Annotated in this window: 12 protein-coding genes; 5 read left to right on the top strand and 7 right to left on the bottom strand. The window is 63.8% G+C overall.

Annotated elements, in window-relative coordinates:
- Nucleotides 1–2: 2 nt before the first annotated feature.
- Nucleotides 3–773 (bottom strand): hypothetical protein, encoded by a 771-nt coding sequence (locus tag ACKAMS_RS27455; RefSeq protein ID WP_019749294.1) that lies wholly within the window; start codon nucleotides 771–773, stop codon nucleotides 3–5.
- A gap of 136 nt (nucleotides 774–909) precedes the next feature.
- Nucleotides 910–2,139 carry a hypothetical protein gene (locus ACKAMS_RS27450; RefSeq protein ID WP_317830716.1) on the bottom strand — a complete coding sequence of 410 codons (1,230 nt, stop codon included), beginning with the start codon at nucleotides 2,137–2,139 and terminating at the stop codon, nucleotides 910–912.
- Nucleotides 2,140–2,243: 104 nt separating this feature from the next.
- On the opposite strand from ACKAMS_RS27450, the gene ACKAMS_RS27445 reads away from it, so the two are divergent.
- On the top strand, nucleotides 2,244–3,590 hold the full coding sequence (locus ACKAMS_RS27445) for a DUF5691 domain-containing protein (RefSeq protein ID WP_408989841.1): 1,347 nt from the start codon (nucleotides 2,244–2,246) through the stop codon (nucleotides 3,588–3,590).
- 57 nt (nucleotides 3,591–3,647) lie between these two features.
- On the opposite strand, the gene ACKAMS_RS27440 is transcribed toward ACKAMS_RS27445, so the two are convergent.
- The 5 genes from ACKAMS_RS27440 to ACKAMS_RS27420 all read right to left on the bottom strand — a co-directional run bounded on the left by ACKAMS_RS27440 (nucleotide 3,648) and on the right by ACKAMS_RS27420 (nucleotide 9,896).
- Nucleotides 3,648–4,778, bottom strand: coding sequence for an acyl-CoA dehydrogenase family protein (locus tag ACKAMS_RS27440; protein ID WP_021334309.1), 1,131 nt, complete (start codon nucleotides 4,776–4,778; stop codon nucleotides 3,648–3,650).
- 8 nt (nucleotides 4,779–4,786) lie between these two features.
- Nucleotides 4,787–5,962, bottom strand: coding sequence for an acyl-CoA dehydrogenase family protein (locus tag ACKAMS_RS27435; protein WP_007736177.1), 1,176 nt, complete (start codon nucleotides 5,960–5,962; stop codon nucleotides 4,787–4,789).
- 107 nt (nucleotides 5,963–6,069) lie between these two features.
- Complete coding sequence (locus tag ACKAMS_RS27430; protein WP_020970172.1) at nucleotides 6,070–6,516, bottom strand: hypothetical protein; 447 nt, start codon at nucleotides 6,514–6,516, stop codon at nucleotides 6,070–6,072.
- Between the two features lie 67 nt (nucleotides 6,517–6,583).
- On the bottom strand, nucleotides 6,584–9,118 hold the full coding sequence (locus tag ACKAMS_RS27425) for an ABC transporter permease (protein WP_019749299.1): 2,535 nt from the start codon (nucleotides 9,116–9,118) through the stop codon (nucleotides 6,584–6,586).
- Nucleotides 9,119–9,122: 4 nt separating this feature from the next.
- Complete coding sequence (locus ACKAMS_RS27420) at nucleotides 9,123–9,896, bottom strand: ABC transporter ATP-binding protein (RefSeq protein WP_003945134.1); 774 nt, start codon at nucleotides 9,894–9,896, stop codon at nucleotides 9,123–9,125.
- A gap of 260 nt (nucleotides 9,897–10,156) precedes the next feature.
- Between ACKAMS_RS27420 and ACKAMS_RS27415 the strand changes: the two genes are divergently transcribed.
- The 4 genes from ACKAMS_RS27415 to ACKAMS_RS27400 all read left to right on the top strand — a co-directional run bounded on the left by ACKAMS_RS27415 (nucleotide 10,157) and on the right by ACKAMS_RS27400 (nucleotide 14,790).
- Nucleotides 10,157–11,719 carry a long-chain-fatty-acid--CoA ligase gene (locus tag ACKAMS_RS27415; protein ID WP_019749300.1) on the top strand — a complete coding sequence of 521 codons (1,563 nt, stop codon included), beginning with the start codon at nucleotides 10,157–10,159 and terminating at the stop codon, nucleotides 11,717–11,719.
- Nucleotides 11,720–11,741: 22 nt separating this feature from the next.
- Entirely contained in the window at nucleotides 11,742–12,152 is a 411-nt protein-coding gene (locus tag ACKAMS_RS27410) for a YchJ family protein (protein ID WP_021344960.1), read from the top strand.
- Between the two features lie 56 nt (nucleotides 12,153–12,208).
- Nucleotides 12,209–12,799: a hypothetical protein gene (locus tag ACKAMS_RS27405; protein WP_019749302.1), complete on the top strand. Its 591-nt coding sequence runs from the start codon at nucleotides 12,209–12,211 to the stop codon at nucleotides 12,797–12,799.
- A gap of 92 nt (nucleotides 12,800–12,891) precedes the next feature.
- Nucleotides 12,892–14,790 (top strand): ABC transporter ATP-binding protein, encoded by a 1,899-nt coding sequence (locus ACKAMS_RS27400; protein WP_408989840.1) that lies wholly within the window; start codon nucleotides 12,892–12,894, stop codon nucleotides 14,788–14,790.
- Nucleotides 14,791–14,794 lie beyond the last annotated feature (4 nt).

Raw genomic sequence — 14,794 nt, 5'->3', positions numbered from 1 at the left:
AATCAGGCAGTTTTGAGATGAGCGCCGAGGGCCGTGTTGTTGATCGTCCAGAACGACCAGCCGTCATGGCTCTCGGTGTCGCCTGAAATGTGACCGGTCACGGCATTGGCGGCCGCGGTCGGATCAGGGAATCGGCGGCCTTCCATCGGTCCGCGCATGATCTCGACGACCTCGGTGCTTTCGTCGAAGCGTCCGACCCAGCGGTATCCATGGCAATCAGCCGTCATCTCGAGGCGATTGTCGACAACTTCGATCTCCTCGACACCGCTGGCGCGACGCTTCTTCGCGGCGACCGGCGACGTCTTGCGCTTGGTCGCAACCGGGGCCTCCACGTAAATGCTCGGATCCTTGACCGCAGCCAGTCCCAGCGCATCCCAACGATCGTGACCGTGTACGACGCGTCCGCGCGGAATCGCGTGATGTCCGGTGCGATTGCGTCCGGGGCTGTCCATGATCCACAGGTCGACCTCGGCACGGATGTCGTCCGCGACCTCGTTGGAGGGCAGCATGAAGAACTCGTGCGGGTCTGCAGCCAGGTCGACGAACACCCAGAACTCGGAGCGCGTGTCGTCGCTCTCGAGCGACTCGTCCTGACGCCTGGCCTGCCAGTCACCGTCGAGCTTGGAACGCACTCGGACGATTCGGCTGATGCCGTCTGCGCCCGTCACCTCGACGGGATTACGACGTGAGTGCGTGAGGCGGACAGCCTTGCCCCCACGCTGCGTAGCTTCGGAAATGAACGCATTGATGCCGCGGCTTGCGGTGTCTTCCATGATCGACCTGTCTCGAGCGGGTACGCCCGCATCACCGGATCGGCATCGGGGTCGAGCAAAGAGCGAATTCTCGGCCTGTTCTTCGATCGTGCGGCCGGTCAGTACCTTCGACCTTACAGCTCCGGCGACAGCCTGACTACGGCGCCCGACGCTCGTTCCCGGAGGTCAGCAGTGCAATGTCCCCGTAAAGAGCCGCCCGGTGAGCGAACATCAGTTCTTCCACACCGTCGAATTGATCCCCGACGTAGTGCGTGTTGGCAGCCGAAAGTTCACGTGAACCAGAGCGCGCGAGTAGGTCGTCGATCCGGCTGTCGAGGCTCGCTGCATGCGCAACCGCGCGCTGCGAACTCAACTGATCCTCGGCCCGTGCGACCAGGTCACCGATCCGCGCGAGCGCCGCGACGCGCTCGACCAGCTGGTCCCAGACCGTGCCGAGTGCTTCCCTTCGCGAAGCGATTCCGGCTCGGGTTCCCTCGTCGCGTGCCAGCGCAGCCGCGTCGTCCAGCTCTGCGAGTATCGAACGCAGCGCTACGGTATCGACCGCGATCTGCGTGATCTCGTCTGCCAAGTCCAGTTGATTACGTTGAATGACGAAGTGATCGGAATGCCACGCGCTGGAACTCTCGATCCGGTCGAAAAGATTCCCGGCGAGGTAAAGCAGTGCGTCGTACTCACCGGCGCGTCCTTCGGGTTCGGAATCGACCAGTCCGTCGAGGACTTCCGCGATGCGTCTTCCGGCATCGGCGATGACACCGGTTCCCTGGACCTTCCCGAACTGGGCGGCGAGTTTGTCGAGTGCTGCGTTTCCACTGCTGGCCACGACACCGAGACCCACCGGCAGCTTGGCTGGAACCGGCGTACAGGTGAGCCCGGCAAAGAGAGCCTCGCGCTGCTCGACGTCGAGATGGAGACCGTCGCGGCGGTCCTTGCGGATGGCACGGACACTGCTCGCGAAGTGACGATTGGAATGCACGATCGCCGATCGCATCGACTGAACGCGCTTGTCCAGCGCCTGCACCCGCCGTTCGAGGACAACCTGAACGGGACCGATGCGTGTCGCGAGCAGTCGACGCCTGGTGCGGGCCAGCTCGTCGGTGAGATACCTCAACTCCGAAAAGCCGCCGATCTCCGGGAACGAACGTCCGACACCGCGCCGGTTCGCCAGGATCGACCGCGTCGACTCGTCCGCATAGCCGCCGGCGATCAGCAATGCGACATCGTCGGACAACTCCGGCCGGTTCGACTCGACGGTCCCCGCCGCACACCACTCCCTGACTCGGGTGGAGATGAGCGTTCGCCGTTCGGTCACCGACGCCACGACAAAGACGTCGCCATTTCCGTCTGCCATCTCACGGCCATCCGTCATCTCACGCCTCCTGCTGGGTGCCGGTTACCACTGTTCCAGAATCTGCCGACACGCGCCCGACCCCTGCTCCCGAAGTCGACGCACCTCTGCCATACCGTAGGCGGGTGACCTCCCTGCGATCAGACGCGCAAGCAGGTCACTCGCGCGCACCGCGGACTCCTCCAGCGGTTCAACCACTACTTCCCGATCTCGCGATCGAACAACTCCAGTCGTTGTTGCAGGTACGTTCCTGGACTCTCGCGGAATGGTTCGCGATGGCCGACCAACGCGGATTCCTCGCGCCCGCGGCCAGTGTTCCGCTCTTCATGGAAGCCGCGCTGAAGTATCCCGAGCACCGCGAGGCGCTCCTTCGCCTCGCCGGTCGACGCGGCCAGTACCTGGCGGAGCAGAATCCCGATTGGGCCCAATTGCGGCGGATCGGGTCACGCCGGGACGAACTGTGGCTATCGCCCGATCCGAACGACCGCACGGCCTGGTTCGATTACATACGTACGGTCGACCCGGAACTGGCGAGCGAGGAGCTCGAGATCGCCTGGGACGACGAGCCCACCGCAAACCGCCTGCACTTCCTCGATCACCTCGACGTCGGGCTGGGTGAACACGATCACACCCTCCTCGAGCGTGCACTCGACGATCCAGCCGTGCGGGTTCGTGAGCGCGCAATTCAACTACTACGGCAACTCCCCCGATCTCCTTTTGCCTCTCGCATGGCTACTCGAGCTAAGTCGTGGGTGCGGCTCGAAACGAAGCCGTTGCGGCCGCGCCTTGCCGTCCGATTGCCGGGCTCGCTCGACGACCTCGCATTTCGTGACGGCATCGAAGACGTCCACTACAAGAACAAAGGCATCCGGCGCTGGTGGTTACGGCAAGTCGTGACCGCCACTCCACTGACGCTGTGGGAATCGATGGCCGGTTCGCCACGCGAGGCCCTCACCATCCCCATCGAGAAGCAATGGCGCACCGTGATGATCGAATCATGGACTGCTGCAACAGTTCTTCAGAAGAACACAGCGTGGGCATCGGCATTTCTGGAGCGGGACGGGCGCACGACCGACCGGAGAATCGTCGCCATCGCGGACCCACGCGAGCGCGTCGAATACATCGTTGCCGGCCACGCGGACGAATACCTTTTGGGCGTCGACGGCAGCGCACTACTCGACGGCATCGACCGTCCATGGCCCCTGGCCGTCGCCGAAAAGTTGTTGAACGCCTTGGAGAACGAAGCGATGGAGCATGCTGCGACGGGTGAGGACTTGGGCATTCACTCGCGACACAGTCACTTTTCCACTCTGCGAAGCGTGCAGGCGCGCTTCCCTTTCGAGGCGATACCACTGCTCCGCAGCGCCGCGTCCAGAACGAGCGACCCCGGCTGGCAACAAGCGTTCACCGACAGTGCGGTCAACATCGAGCAGCGTCGACTCCGCTTGGACGTCTTACGCTCTCACCGCTGAACGACGAAGGGTCGCACTCCGCGAACGGAATGCGACCCTTCGGTTGATCGTGAAAGATCAGACGACGCTGACCATCTCGTGATCAGCCACGCCGGCGGCCAACACCCGGAGATGGTCTTCGGTGCTGCCGAGGGTGTGCTCGATGGCGACGAGTCGGCTCACGTAGTGACCCACCGGGTACTCCGCGGTCATACCGATGCCACCGTGCATCTGGATCGCTTCCTGGCCGATGAGCCGAGCCGAACGCCCGATCTGCAACTTCACCCGCGAAGCGATCACCGGATCGACGACGCCGTCGGCAAGGGACATCGTTGCGTACAGACTCATGCTGCGTGCCAACTCGAGCGAGACGTACAGGTCGGCGGCGCGGTGCGTCAGCGTCTGGAACTTCGCGAGCGGAACTCCGAATTGCTTACGCGTCTTGAGGTATTCGGTGGTCAGGCGTAGCGCCTCTTCCATCGCTCCGACAGCCTCGGCACACAGCGCGGCCTGCTCACGGATCTGTGCGGCTTGGATCAGAGCAGAAGCGTCACCGCCCTCACCGAGTGCTTCGGCCGGAGTATCGGTGAACTCGATCTGCGCCCCACGCAACCCGTCGTGAGTGGCATAGGACTTGCGTACCAGGCCGGAGGCATCGCTCTTGACGAGGAACAGTCCGACGCCACCGCCGGGGAGTGCAGCGCTCACGACCAGGATGTCCGCAGTCGCACCGTGGCCAACGGGATTCTTGATACCGGTGATGGTCCAGCCGCCGTCGACCTGCGCCGCCGCGGTGGCCCGTTCTGTTGCCGGCCAACGGATTCCGGGTTCCTGATCGGCGAACGCGAGGAACGTGGTGCCCTCGGCCACTCCGGGAAGAATCGACGAGCGCTGCTCTGCGCTGCCGCCTTCGGAGATAAGCCCGCCCGGCGTCACGACCGCGTCGAGTAACGGTTCGGGGGCCAAGCGTCGACCGATCTCGGTCATGACCGCACCGATTTCCACCGGGCCCGCGTCCATGCCGCCGTCGTCCTCGGAGAACGTCAGGCCGAGCAAGCCGACCTCGGCCAACTGCTTCCAGACCTGCGGACTCCACCCTGGATCGGAGTCGATGATCGCGTTGCGCTTTTCGGCGTCGTAGCTACGCGAGAGGAGGTCCTTGGTGGTGTCGCGGAGAAGCTTCTGTTCGTCGTTCAGTTCGAAGTCCATGCCACGCCTCACAATCCGAGGATCGAGGAGGCGATGATGCTGCGCTGCACTTCGCTCGATCCGCTGTAGATGGATACCTTGCGGTAGTTCAGGTACGTCGGGGCAGTGTGCTGTGCCCAGCTCGCGGAGGCGATGTCGCTGCCCGCGTCGTACGGCAGTGAATCAGGGCCGGCCACGTCCATCAGCAATTCGACGCTCGCCTGCTGCAATTCGGAGCCACGAAGCTTGAGCAGAGACGACGCCGGGTTCGGCTGGCCGTCAGCGGAACTGGCGACCACCCGGAGCTGAGTGAGCTCGAGGGCAAGCAATTCGTTTTCGAGTTCGGCGAGGCGAGCAGCGAAGAGCGGATCTTCGAGCAGGGTCCCGTTACCGACCTTGACCTCGGCAGCGCGGGCCTTGGCCTGGGCCAGACGAACCTTCGAGAAACCGACGCGGGTGACACCGGTGCGCTCGTTGCCGAGCAGGAACTTGGCGTAGCCCCAGCCCTGGTTCTCTTCACCGACCAGGTTCTCTCCCGGAACGCGGACGTCCTCGAAGAACACTTCGTTGACCTCGTAGCCGCCGTCGATCAGCTTGATCGGGCGGACCGTGACTCCAGGCGTCTTCAGGTCGACCAGAATGAACGAGATACCTGCCTGGCGCTTGGGCGCATCGGGATTGGTACGCACGAGGCAGAAGATCCAGTCGGCGTACTGTCCCAGCGTCGTCCAGGTCTTCTGACCGTTGATGACCCAGTCGTCGCCGTCGCGGACCGCGCGGGTCTTGAGCGAAGCGAGGTCGGAGCCGGCCTCGGGTTCGGAGAATCCCTGGCACCACCAGATGTCGAGGTTCGCGGTCGCGGGAAGGAACTTCTCCTTCTGCTCCTGCGAGCCGAAGGCTGCGATGACCGGACCGACCATGTTGGCGTTGAACGCCAACGGTTCGGGGACCGACGCTAGCTGAAGTTCGTCGAGCCAGATGTTGTGCTGGACCGGGGTCCAGTCCTTGCCGCCCCACTCGACCGGCCAGTGCGGTACCGCCAGACCGTGAGCATTGAGGATCTGCTGCGCCTCGACCATACGGTCGCGCCCCAATTCCTCGCCGTGGGCGTACGCCTCCCTGATGTCCGCGGGGATTTGCGTACGGAAGAACGTCCGCATCTCGTCGCGGAACGCTAGTTCCTCGTCGGTCAATGCCAGGTTCATCGGGATTCCTTCGCACTCGAAACCGGATTCATGTTCGGTTCGACCGTACCCCGACGACCCTGGAGGCGGAACAGGTACCGCGAAAGACGGCACTCGGAACCGAGCTACTACACGGTTTTGAGGACCAACAGGTAACCCCCACCCGCGGCGTCGATGCTCGTTTCCACGTTCAGCGACGGAGCCAAACGTGACAACCGGTCGATCAGCCAGTCCGACGCTTCCTGGGCGTCGTCCTTGCCGGGACAGCGAGCGACGGCGACGCGGCCACCCTTGCGCTCGAGTTGCTCCACGACCCCGATGATCGGGGCGGGATCCACGACGAACAGCCGATCCGGCCACTCCACAACAGGTTTGACCGCACCCTTCTTGGTGTTGCACGCGCGGTGCGCCAAGCGTTCGACGCCACCTTTGGTCTTGCCACCCTTTTTCGCGGTGTTGATGCTGTCGATACTCGGGCCGCGCGGATCGTTGACGGACATGTCGGGATCGACCGGTTCGTCACACAGCCAGCAGCGCCAGGATTCACGTTCGCCGACTTCTTGAAGGGTGCTCATGTGGCAACGGTACCGTGCGCACTTTCGGCTGCTTCCGCTACCAAAAGTGCGCACGGGGCCGAAGGCCCTACATGTCTGCAATCGCCTCCAGCGGCTTCGTCTTGGCCGCTCGGTTGGCCGGCCACAGCGCCGCCAAGACACCGACCACACCCGAGCCGATCAGCATTCCGACCACCTGACCCCACGGGATCGTGATCTTGTCGAGGCCCTGATCCGCGAGAGTGCTCACGAAGGCCCAACCGAACGCGATGCCGAGAACAACTCCGACCGCCGCGCCGTACACCGCGATGAGCACCGACTCGAGGTAGATCGTGCGTCGCATCTGTCCGCGCTGCATGCCGACAGCTCGCAGCATTCCGATTTCTCGTCGCCGCTCGACCACCGACAGTGCCAAGGTGTTGATGATGCCCAGGATTGCGATCACGACCGCGAGTGCAAGCAGTCCGTAGAGGATCGCCAACAAGGTGTTGATCTGCTGGCCCTGAGTTCCCTTGAACTCCTCACGATCCTGCACCTGGACGACGACGTACTTCTCCGTGGCCGTTTCCAGCTCGGATCGCAGCGTGGTCAGATCCGCACCAGGCTTCGCCTTCACCAGCACCACGAAGTCCGGGAGACTCTCGGCCGGCATCAGTTTCCGGTACGCCTCGTCCGAGACGATCCACGAGCCGATCAGCTGGTTGTCCTCGAACACTCCCGCGACAACGGTCTGGTACTCGACGCCGCCAGGACCGGTCAACGTCTGGGTCGAGCCGACAGTCCAGCCCTTGTCATCCGCAGTCGACTTCGAGACGAGCATGTTGTTGCCGGTCAGATCGACCGTGCCCTCGAGGATCTTGTACTCGAGCACGCCTTCGATCGGTCCGTCGAACGAAGCGCCTTGCTCGTCCTCACCGTCGACCTTCGCGCGCACCCCGTGCAAGGACGTCGCGCTCTGTACGTCGGGTACCTGCCGGACCGCGTCGGCCGCACCTCGCGGCACACCGATCGCGTTGGGACCGGTCAGGATGTAGTCGGCCGAGACACCCACGTCCACAAGAGCATTGATGCTCGCCTTGGCCGAGGAACCGAACACTCCGATGACCGTCACCAGCATCAGACCGAGAGTCAGCGCGAATGCCGTTGCGGCCGTACGGCGAGGATTACGCACCGCATTGGTACGGGCCAATCGCCCGATGGCGCCGAACGGCTTGGCGAACACGGCACCGAGCGCACCGACGATCGGTCGCGACAGCGCCGGAGCCCCGAGAAGAACCGCGATGATCAACGAGAACGCACCGAGTCCGACTATCAACGCAGCCCCACCACCGGTACCGCGAGAGCCGAACACGAGCAGTGCCACACCGATCACGCCGAGAATCGCACCGATCAACGTCCGCACTCGCAGTGAGTCACCGGTAGAGGCGAACTCCTCACGCATGGCCGCTACCGGCGGGATCTTCGACGCACGACGAGCCGGGGCGTAAGCGCTGAGCGTCGTGACGACGACGCCGACTACCAACGCGACGATGATCGTGCGGGCACCCACCTGGAGCGGGCCTTCCGGCAGACCGACGTCGAATGTGTTGAGCAGACTGCGCAATCCGTAGGCGAGACCGATACCGCCGAGCAGACCGATGATGCTGCCGATGAGTCCGACCACGAGCGCCTCGGTGACCACCGAACGGCCGACCTGCGCTCGGCTCGCACCGATCGCACGCAGCAGCGCCAGCTCACGAAGACGCTGCGCCACGATCATGGAGAAGGTGTTGTAGATGATGAACGTTCCGACGAGCAGAGCAATCGCGCCGAACGCCAACAGGAAGTAGTTGATGAAGCTCAGCGCCGAGTCGACCTCGGCCTTGGTCTCCTCACGAACCTGGTCGCCGGTCTGCACCTTGAGATCGGGGAAAACCTGCTCGACGCGTTGCTGTAGTTCCGTCTGCGACACCCCGTCGCCCGCGACGTCGATGTACTCGACGTGTTGGCCGTCGGTGAATAGTCCACGGGCCTGCTCGTCGGTGAAGAGCGCGCCGATGAACCCGCCGGTGTCACTGCCCGCCCCCTCGTAGATGCCGGACAACGTCACGTCCACGATTCCGCGGGCCGGTGCCAGAACCTTGGCGGAGTCCCCCACCTTCAGTCCGGCTCGCTCGGCGGCGCTGGTGTTCAGCGCGACCTGACCGGTCTGCGTCGGAGGCGCGCCCTCGACGAAGGTGTCGGGTTCGGCAATCGCCTGGCCCGGCGGTAGGTAGGACTGCCCGATACTCGGCGCGCCGCCGGTCTGAACAGCGCCGCCGTCTGCGTTGATCAGGACGATCTGTCCACTGACGGCCGGGGCTACCGCTCGGACGCCGTCGACCGCCGCAAGTTTGTCGACATCCTCCACCGGAACACCACTGGTGTTGCGTTCTTCCATCGATACCCGGACGTCGACGCCCTGGGCGGTGTTCTCGAAGATCGAATCGAAAGTCTTCTGGAGGGTGTCGGTGAAAACGAACGACCCCGCGACAAAAGCCGTGCCAAGCACCACGGAGAGAACCGTCAGCGCAAGTCGCACCTTGTGTGCCGCCAAGTTGCGCAGGGAAACCTTGCGCATCGGCGAGTTGCTTACCGAAGCCATGTGCTCAAGCCCCGGCTTCCACGTTCACGACCGCCTGCGGAGCGTCCAGACGCTTCATCCGGTCGAGGACCGAATCCGCCGTAGGCTCGCGCAATTCGTCGACGATCTTGCCGTCCGCGAGGAACACCACCCGGTCGGCATACGCCGCTGCCCGCGGATCGTGCGTCACGATCACCACGGTCTGGTTGAACTCGTCGACGGCCGCCCGCAGGATCGAGAGCACCTCCCCGGAGGACTTCGAATCGAGGTTTCCGGTCGGCTCGTCGCCGAAGATGATCTCCGGCTGACCCGCCAGCGCACGCGCACACGCCACACGCTGCTGCTGACCACCCGAGAGCTCTCCCGGCCGGTGATCGAGGCGATCCCCGAGACCCAGCTTGGTCAGGACGCTGTTCAGCCAGGTCGGGTCCGCTTTGCGTCCCGCGATGTCGAGCGGCAACGTGATGTTCTCGAGCGCCGTCAGCGTCGGCACCAGGTTGAACGCCTGGAAAACGAAACCGATGCGATCGCGTCGCAATTGGGTCATCTGTTTGTCGGAAAGCGTCGTGAGTTCCGTGTCGCCGATGAGAACGGAACCCGAACTTGCGGAATCCAGACCGGCGAGGCAATGCATCAGCGTCGACTTACCGGAACCGGACGGTCCCATGATCGCCGTGAACTCACCGCGGGCGAAATCTGCGGACACCGAACTGAGTGCGTGCACCTGGGTATCTCCGGTGCCGTAGGTCTTGGACAGGCCGACTGCGCGGGCCGCGACATCCTGGGCGTGCGAACTCATGATCGCCTTTCCTGTTCACTTCGGTACTACTTGTGGGCGTGACGGGCGCCCGTGAAAACACGGACGCCCGCAATGGTTGGTTCCATCCTGTCGGGTGTCGGGCGCGCTCGCCATCGGGGACCACCCTGATATCTGCAGCCGAGCCGGTCAGGGTCGCGGGAATGTGCTCTTTCTGCTTGTGCGCATTGACGAGAAACAGCGATACGAAGACCGGGCGCACATTAACCTTGTGACACCAATCACACGAGAGAGGCGGCCGAATGTCCGACGCCACCGCTGGAATCATTTTCGATCGGCTAGAGCACTGGGCGACGGTCAAGCCTGATCAAGCAGCGATGACCTTCCAAGGGACCGAATACACGTGGGCCCAGTGGCGAGACCGCATCTTGCGTATCGCCGCCGCCCTCGCCGAATCCGGCATCGGCGCCGGCGACACTGTCGCGTTCGTCGACAAGAATCATCTGTCCTGCCTCGAAGTCACCTACGCCGCCTCACTGCTCGGCGCCGCGAATGTCATTCCCAACTGGCGACTTTCGGGCGAAGAGCTGGATTACGTCCTCGCGGACTGTGGCGCTCGCATTCTGTTTGTCGGCAGCGAACTACTCCCCCAGATCGTCGCCATGCGCGACCGCTTGACGGCCGTCGAATCGATCTTCGCCGTCGGCGGGGAACACGACGAGTTCGAACCGTGGATCGACGAGGTCGCACCGCTGCACTCCCGCCCCGAGGTGAGCCCCGATGCCACCGCTCTGGTTCTCTACAGTTCCGGGACGACCGGTCGACCCAAAGGCGTACAGCTCACGCATCGAAACCTGTTCGCGCACAGCAACAATGTGCTCGAAATCCTGCCGGCCCACGAGGATCACCGATTCTTGATCGCGATGCCGATGTTCCACGTCGGCGGAACGTGCTACGCCATCATGGCAATTCACACGGGTGGGCGCTGTTACTTCACGAGAGAAGCCGACGGACCGTCGATCTTCGCCGGTCTCGCCGCCGGAGCCAACATCGCCTTTCTCGTCCCACCGGTCATTGCCGGAGTCCTGGCCGCGGGCGAGCAGGCGGTCGCCGCCTTCAAGGCATTCAAACGCATTACCTACGGCGCCGCCCCCATGCCCCTTCCGTTGTTGCGAGCAGCCCTCGCGGCTTGGCCGGACACCGAATTCGTCCAGGTCTACGGCATGACCGAAATGGCAGGTGTCATTACCGCGTTGATGCCGGACGTTCACCGCGACGAGTCGCAGGTCGAGCGCATGGCATCAGCAGGCACGGCGATCCCCGGCGTCGAGATGCGTGTGGTGGACCCCGTCACGCTCGAGGACGTGCCCACCGGAACGACCGGCGAACTGTGGTGGCGATCCGAACAGTGCACTCCCGGATACCTGGGCAAGCCCGAGGCGACGGCCGAAACGATTACCGCAGATGGGTGGCTGCGTAGCGGCGACATGGGCCGCGCCGACTCCGACGGCTTCGTCTTCATCGAGGACCGCCTCAAGGACATGATCATCACCGGCGGCGAGAACGTCTACTCCCCCGAGATCGAACGAGTACTTGTGGAGCATCCGGCAATCGCCGAGGTCGCGGTCATCGGTGTTCCCGACGACCGTTGGGGTGAAACCGTCAAGGCTGTCGTGGTTCTCACTGCCGAAGCGCAGATCGACGAAGCCGAACTGATCACCTATACACAGGAACGCCTCGCAAAGTTCAAGTGCCCGACCAGTATCGACGTCGTCGAGATCCTTCCCCGCAATCCCACCGGAAAGATCCTCAAGCGCGACCTCCGCAAACCGTACTGGGACAACCGCGAACACAAACTGGTCTGAGTTCGCGTGCTGTAATGGGGCGGTGACTTCCCGGCGCCCCACCACACCCAATCCGACCGATCCGTGCCCGTGCGGCAGCGGCAACGCGTTGGCCGAATGCTGCGGAAAGTACATCAGCGGTGAAGCGCACGCACCGACTGCCGAAACCCTGATGCGTTCGCGTTACACGGCCTTCGCTGTGATGGACGACGAATATCTCACGCAGACTTGGCATCCCGCCCATCGCCCCACCGAACTCGATCTCGACCCCGACCAGACATGGCTCCGGTTGGAGATCCTGGACACCGAACGGGGCGGGCTGTTCGATTCCGACGGCGTCGTGGAATTTCGCGCTCACTACACATTCGGGCGCGAGCGGGGAATGCTCCACGAACGCAGTCGATTTGCGCGAACAGAGGGTAAGTGGCTCTACGTCGACGGCGATATCGGTTAGGTAACTCCGGGCACCGCCGCCGCGGATCCCGATAACGCGAGCCCTACGATCGAGTCATGACAACGAACCGGACGAGATCATTTGCCGCTGTCGCTGCCATCGCAGTGGGCGTGAGCCTGACTGCCTGTTCGCAGGACGCGGAGACCACTCCCACGGCAGCCACCTCGGCCGTCACCTCGACCTCGAGTGCAGCAGCGTCGACCACAGAACCAGTCCCGACGGACAGCTCCGACAAGACGTCGGCTGCGGGCACCGAATCCAAGCTCACCGTCGTCGACATCCGAGTGGGCGAGCACGACGGATTCGATCGTGTCGTCTACGAAATGGGCGGAACCGGCACACCCGGATGGCGCGTCAAGTACGTCGACGCGGCGACACAGGAGGGCAGCGGAAAGCCCGTGGACATCAAGGGTGCCGCAGTGATCCAGGTCCTGATCGACGGTTCCGCCTATCCCTTCGACAGCGGAGTCGAGCAGTACTCCGGCCCCAACCCGGTCCCCGGCGTCGGCGGAGTCGTGACCGAGGTCAACGGGTCCAACGTCTTCGAGGGAGTCACCCAGTCGTTCATCGGCGTGACCGAGAAGCAGCCGTTCACGGTCACGACGCTCAGCGACCCTCCGCGAGTGGTGGTCGACGTGGCCCGCTGAGGCCGCACTTGACCTGAAGTTTGGTTGAGGTTCTACCTTCGTGTCGTACCGGCCACGTAATCTTCGTGGCCGGCGACCGGAGGGGCGAAGTCATGAGTATGGAAGTCACCGCGTGGAACGCGATGTACAACGCGATGCACGCGCAAGAAGATCGGCGCCCGTTCTCGAAGGCGACACTGAAGCGGATCGCGACGTTCGCAGTTCCACAGAAACGCAACCTCAGCTGGTACCTCGTACTGAGTGTCGTCACTGCTGCGCTTGCCGTGGCAACACCCGTCCTGGCCGGGCGTGTGGTCAACGCGATAGTCGGCGGCGACGCCGTCGACGTGGTCGTCAAACTTGCCGCCCTGATCGCACTGGTTGCACTTCTCGAAGCCGCTCTGGGCCTGTTGACCCGGTGGCTGTCGGCCAGCATCGGCGAAGACCTGATCCTGCATCTGCGCACCACCGTCTTCGATCACGTCCAGAAGATGCCCATCGCGTTCTTCACCAGAACTCGAACCGGAGCACTGGTCAGCCGTCTCAACAACGACGTCATCGGCGCTCAGCGCGCCTTCAGCGACACCTTGTCCGGAGTGGTCAGCAATCTGGTCACCCTGGTGATCACGCTGATCGTCATGCTCGGGATCTCCTGGCAGATCACTGTCCTCGCGCTGCTACTTCTCCCGATCTTCGTCATCCCCGCACGGCGCATGGGCGCAAAACTTGCAGCACTCAATCGTGAAGCAGCCAACCATAATTCGCTCATGAGCACCCAGATGACGGAGCGGTTCTCCGCTCCCGGCGCTACTCTGGTCAAGCTGTTCGGCCGCCCGTCGCAAGAGTCGGCGGAGTTCGCGGTTCGCGCCAGGCGTGTGCGCAACATCGGAGTCCGGACCGCAATGCTGCAGTCCGTCTTCGTCACAGCGCTGACGCTGGTCTCGGCCCTTGCTCTTGCCCTCGTCTACGGACTCGGCGGCTTCTACGCGCTGCGCGGACAGTTGGACGCAGGCGCCGTCGTGGCGATGGCATTGTTGTTGACGCGGCTGTACTCGCCGTTGACCGCACTGGCCAGCGCCCGGGTCGATGTCATGAGCGCCCTGGTCAGCTTCGAGCGGGTATTCGAGATTCTCGATCTGGCGCCGCTCATCACCGAGAAGCCCGATGCACGCACGGTGCCGCAGGGCCCGGTGTCCGTCGAGTTCAAGAACGTCACTTTTGCTTACCCGTCTGCCGACAAGGTGTCACTAGCTTCTCTGGAGGAAGTCGCGATCCTCGACACCCGCGGCGGCGAGGACGTGTTGCACGACCTGTCTTTCCGCACGGAAGCAGGGCAGATGGTCGCCCTGGTCGGCACGTCCGGCGCCGGAAAGTCGACCGTGGCGCAGATGATTCCGCGCCTCTACGACATCGACTCCGGTTCGGTCGAGTTGGGCGGCGTCGACGTCCGCGACCTCAGTGCCGAGTCCATCCGCGAGACCGTCGGCATGGTCACGCAGGACGGGCACCTGTTCCACGAGAGCCTTCGATCCAACCTGCTCCTTGCGCGACCGGATGCCACCGAAGAAGATCTGCGCGAGGTTCTGGAGCGAGCACGGCTCACCGACCTGGTTGCGTCGCTGCCCGACGGATTGGAGACCGTGGTGGGTGAACGCGGTTACCGCCTCTCGGGCGGCGAGCGTCAACGCCTGACCATCGCACGACTGCTCCTGGCCCAGCCTCGCGTCGTCATCCTGGACGAGGCCACCGCGCATCTCGACTCGACGTCGGAAGCCGCGGTTCAGGAAGCACTCGGCGAAGCACTCGCCGGGCGGACTGCGGTGGTGATCGCTCACCGGTTGTCGACGATCCGTTCCGCCGACCTGATCCTTGTCGTCGAAGCAGGCCAGATCGTCGAGCGCGGCAACCATGAGGAACTGCTCGCGCGCGGTGGCCGCTACGCCGAGTTGTACCGCACGCAGTTCGACACCAACGCCCGGAAGAACGGCGCCCTCGCACCGACGCCGATCTGATACC

It is taken from the genome of Rhodococcus sp. 5A-K4, from assembly GCF_046097995.1.
In the GTDB taxonomy this organism is placed as follows: domain Bacteria; phylum Actinomycetota; class Actinomycetes; order Mycobacteriales; family Mycobacteriaceae; genus Rhodococcus_F; species Rhodococcus_F erythropolis.
This window is presented reverse-complemented; position numbering and strand designations above follow the sequence as displayed.

Excerpts from the sequence above, each read along its gene's own strand:
- ACKAMS_RS27455 (WP_019749294.1), bottom strand. The coding sequence starts at position 773 with ATGGAAGACACCGCAAGCCGCGGCATCAATGCGTTCATTTCCGAAGCT.
- ACKAMS_RS27450 (WP_317830716.1), bottom strand. The coding sequence starts at position 2,139 with ATGACGGATGGCCGTGAGATGGCAGACGGAAATGGCGACGTCTTTGTC.
- ACKAMS_RS27440 (WP_021334309.1), bottom strand. The coding sequence starts at position 4,778 with ATGGACTTCGAACTGAACGACGAACAGAAGCTTCTCCGCGACACCACC.
- ACKAMS_RS27435 (WP_007736177.1), bottom strand. The coding sequence starts at position 5,962 with ATGAACCTGGCATTGACCGACGAGGAACTAGCGTTCCGCGACGAGATG.
- ACKAMS_RS27430 (WP_020970172.1), bottom strand. The coding sequence starts at position 6,516 with ATGAGCACCCTTCAAGAAGTCGGCGAACGTGAATCCTGGCGCTGCTGG.
- ACKAMS_RS27425 (WP_019749299.1), bottom strand. The coding sequence starts at position 9,118 with ATGGCTTCGGTAAGCAACTCGCCGATGCGCAAGGTTTCCCTGCGCAAC.
- ACKAMS_RS27420 (WP_003945134.1), bottom strand. The coding sequence starts at position 9,896 with ATGAGTTCGCACGCCCAGGATGTCGCGGCCCGCGCAGTCGGCCTGTCC.
- ACKAMS_RS27415 (WP_019749300.1), top strand. The coding sequence starts at position 10,157 with ATGTCCGACGCCACCGCTGGAATCATTTTCGATCGGCTAGAGCACTGG.
- ACKAMS_RS27405 (WP_019749302.1), top strand. The coding sequence starts at position 12,209 with ATGACAACGAACCGGACGAGATCATTTGCCGCTGTCGCTGCCATCGCA.
- ACKAMS_RS27400 (WP_408989840.1), top strand. The coding sequence starts at position 12,892 with ATGAGTATGGAAGTCACCGCGTGGAACGCGATGTACAACGCGATGCAC.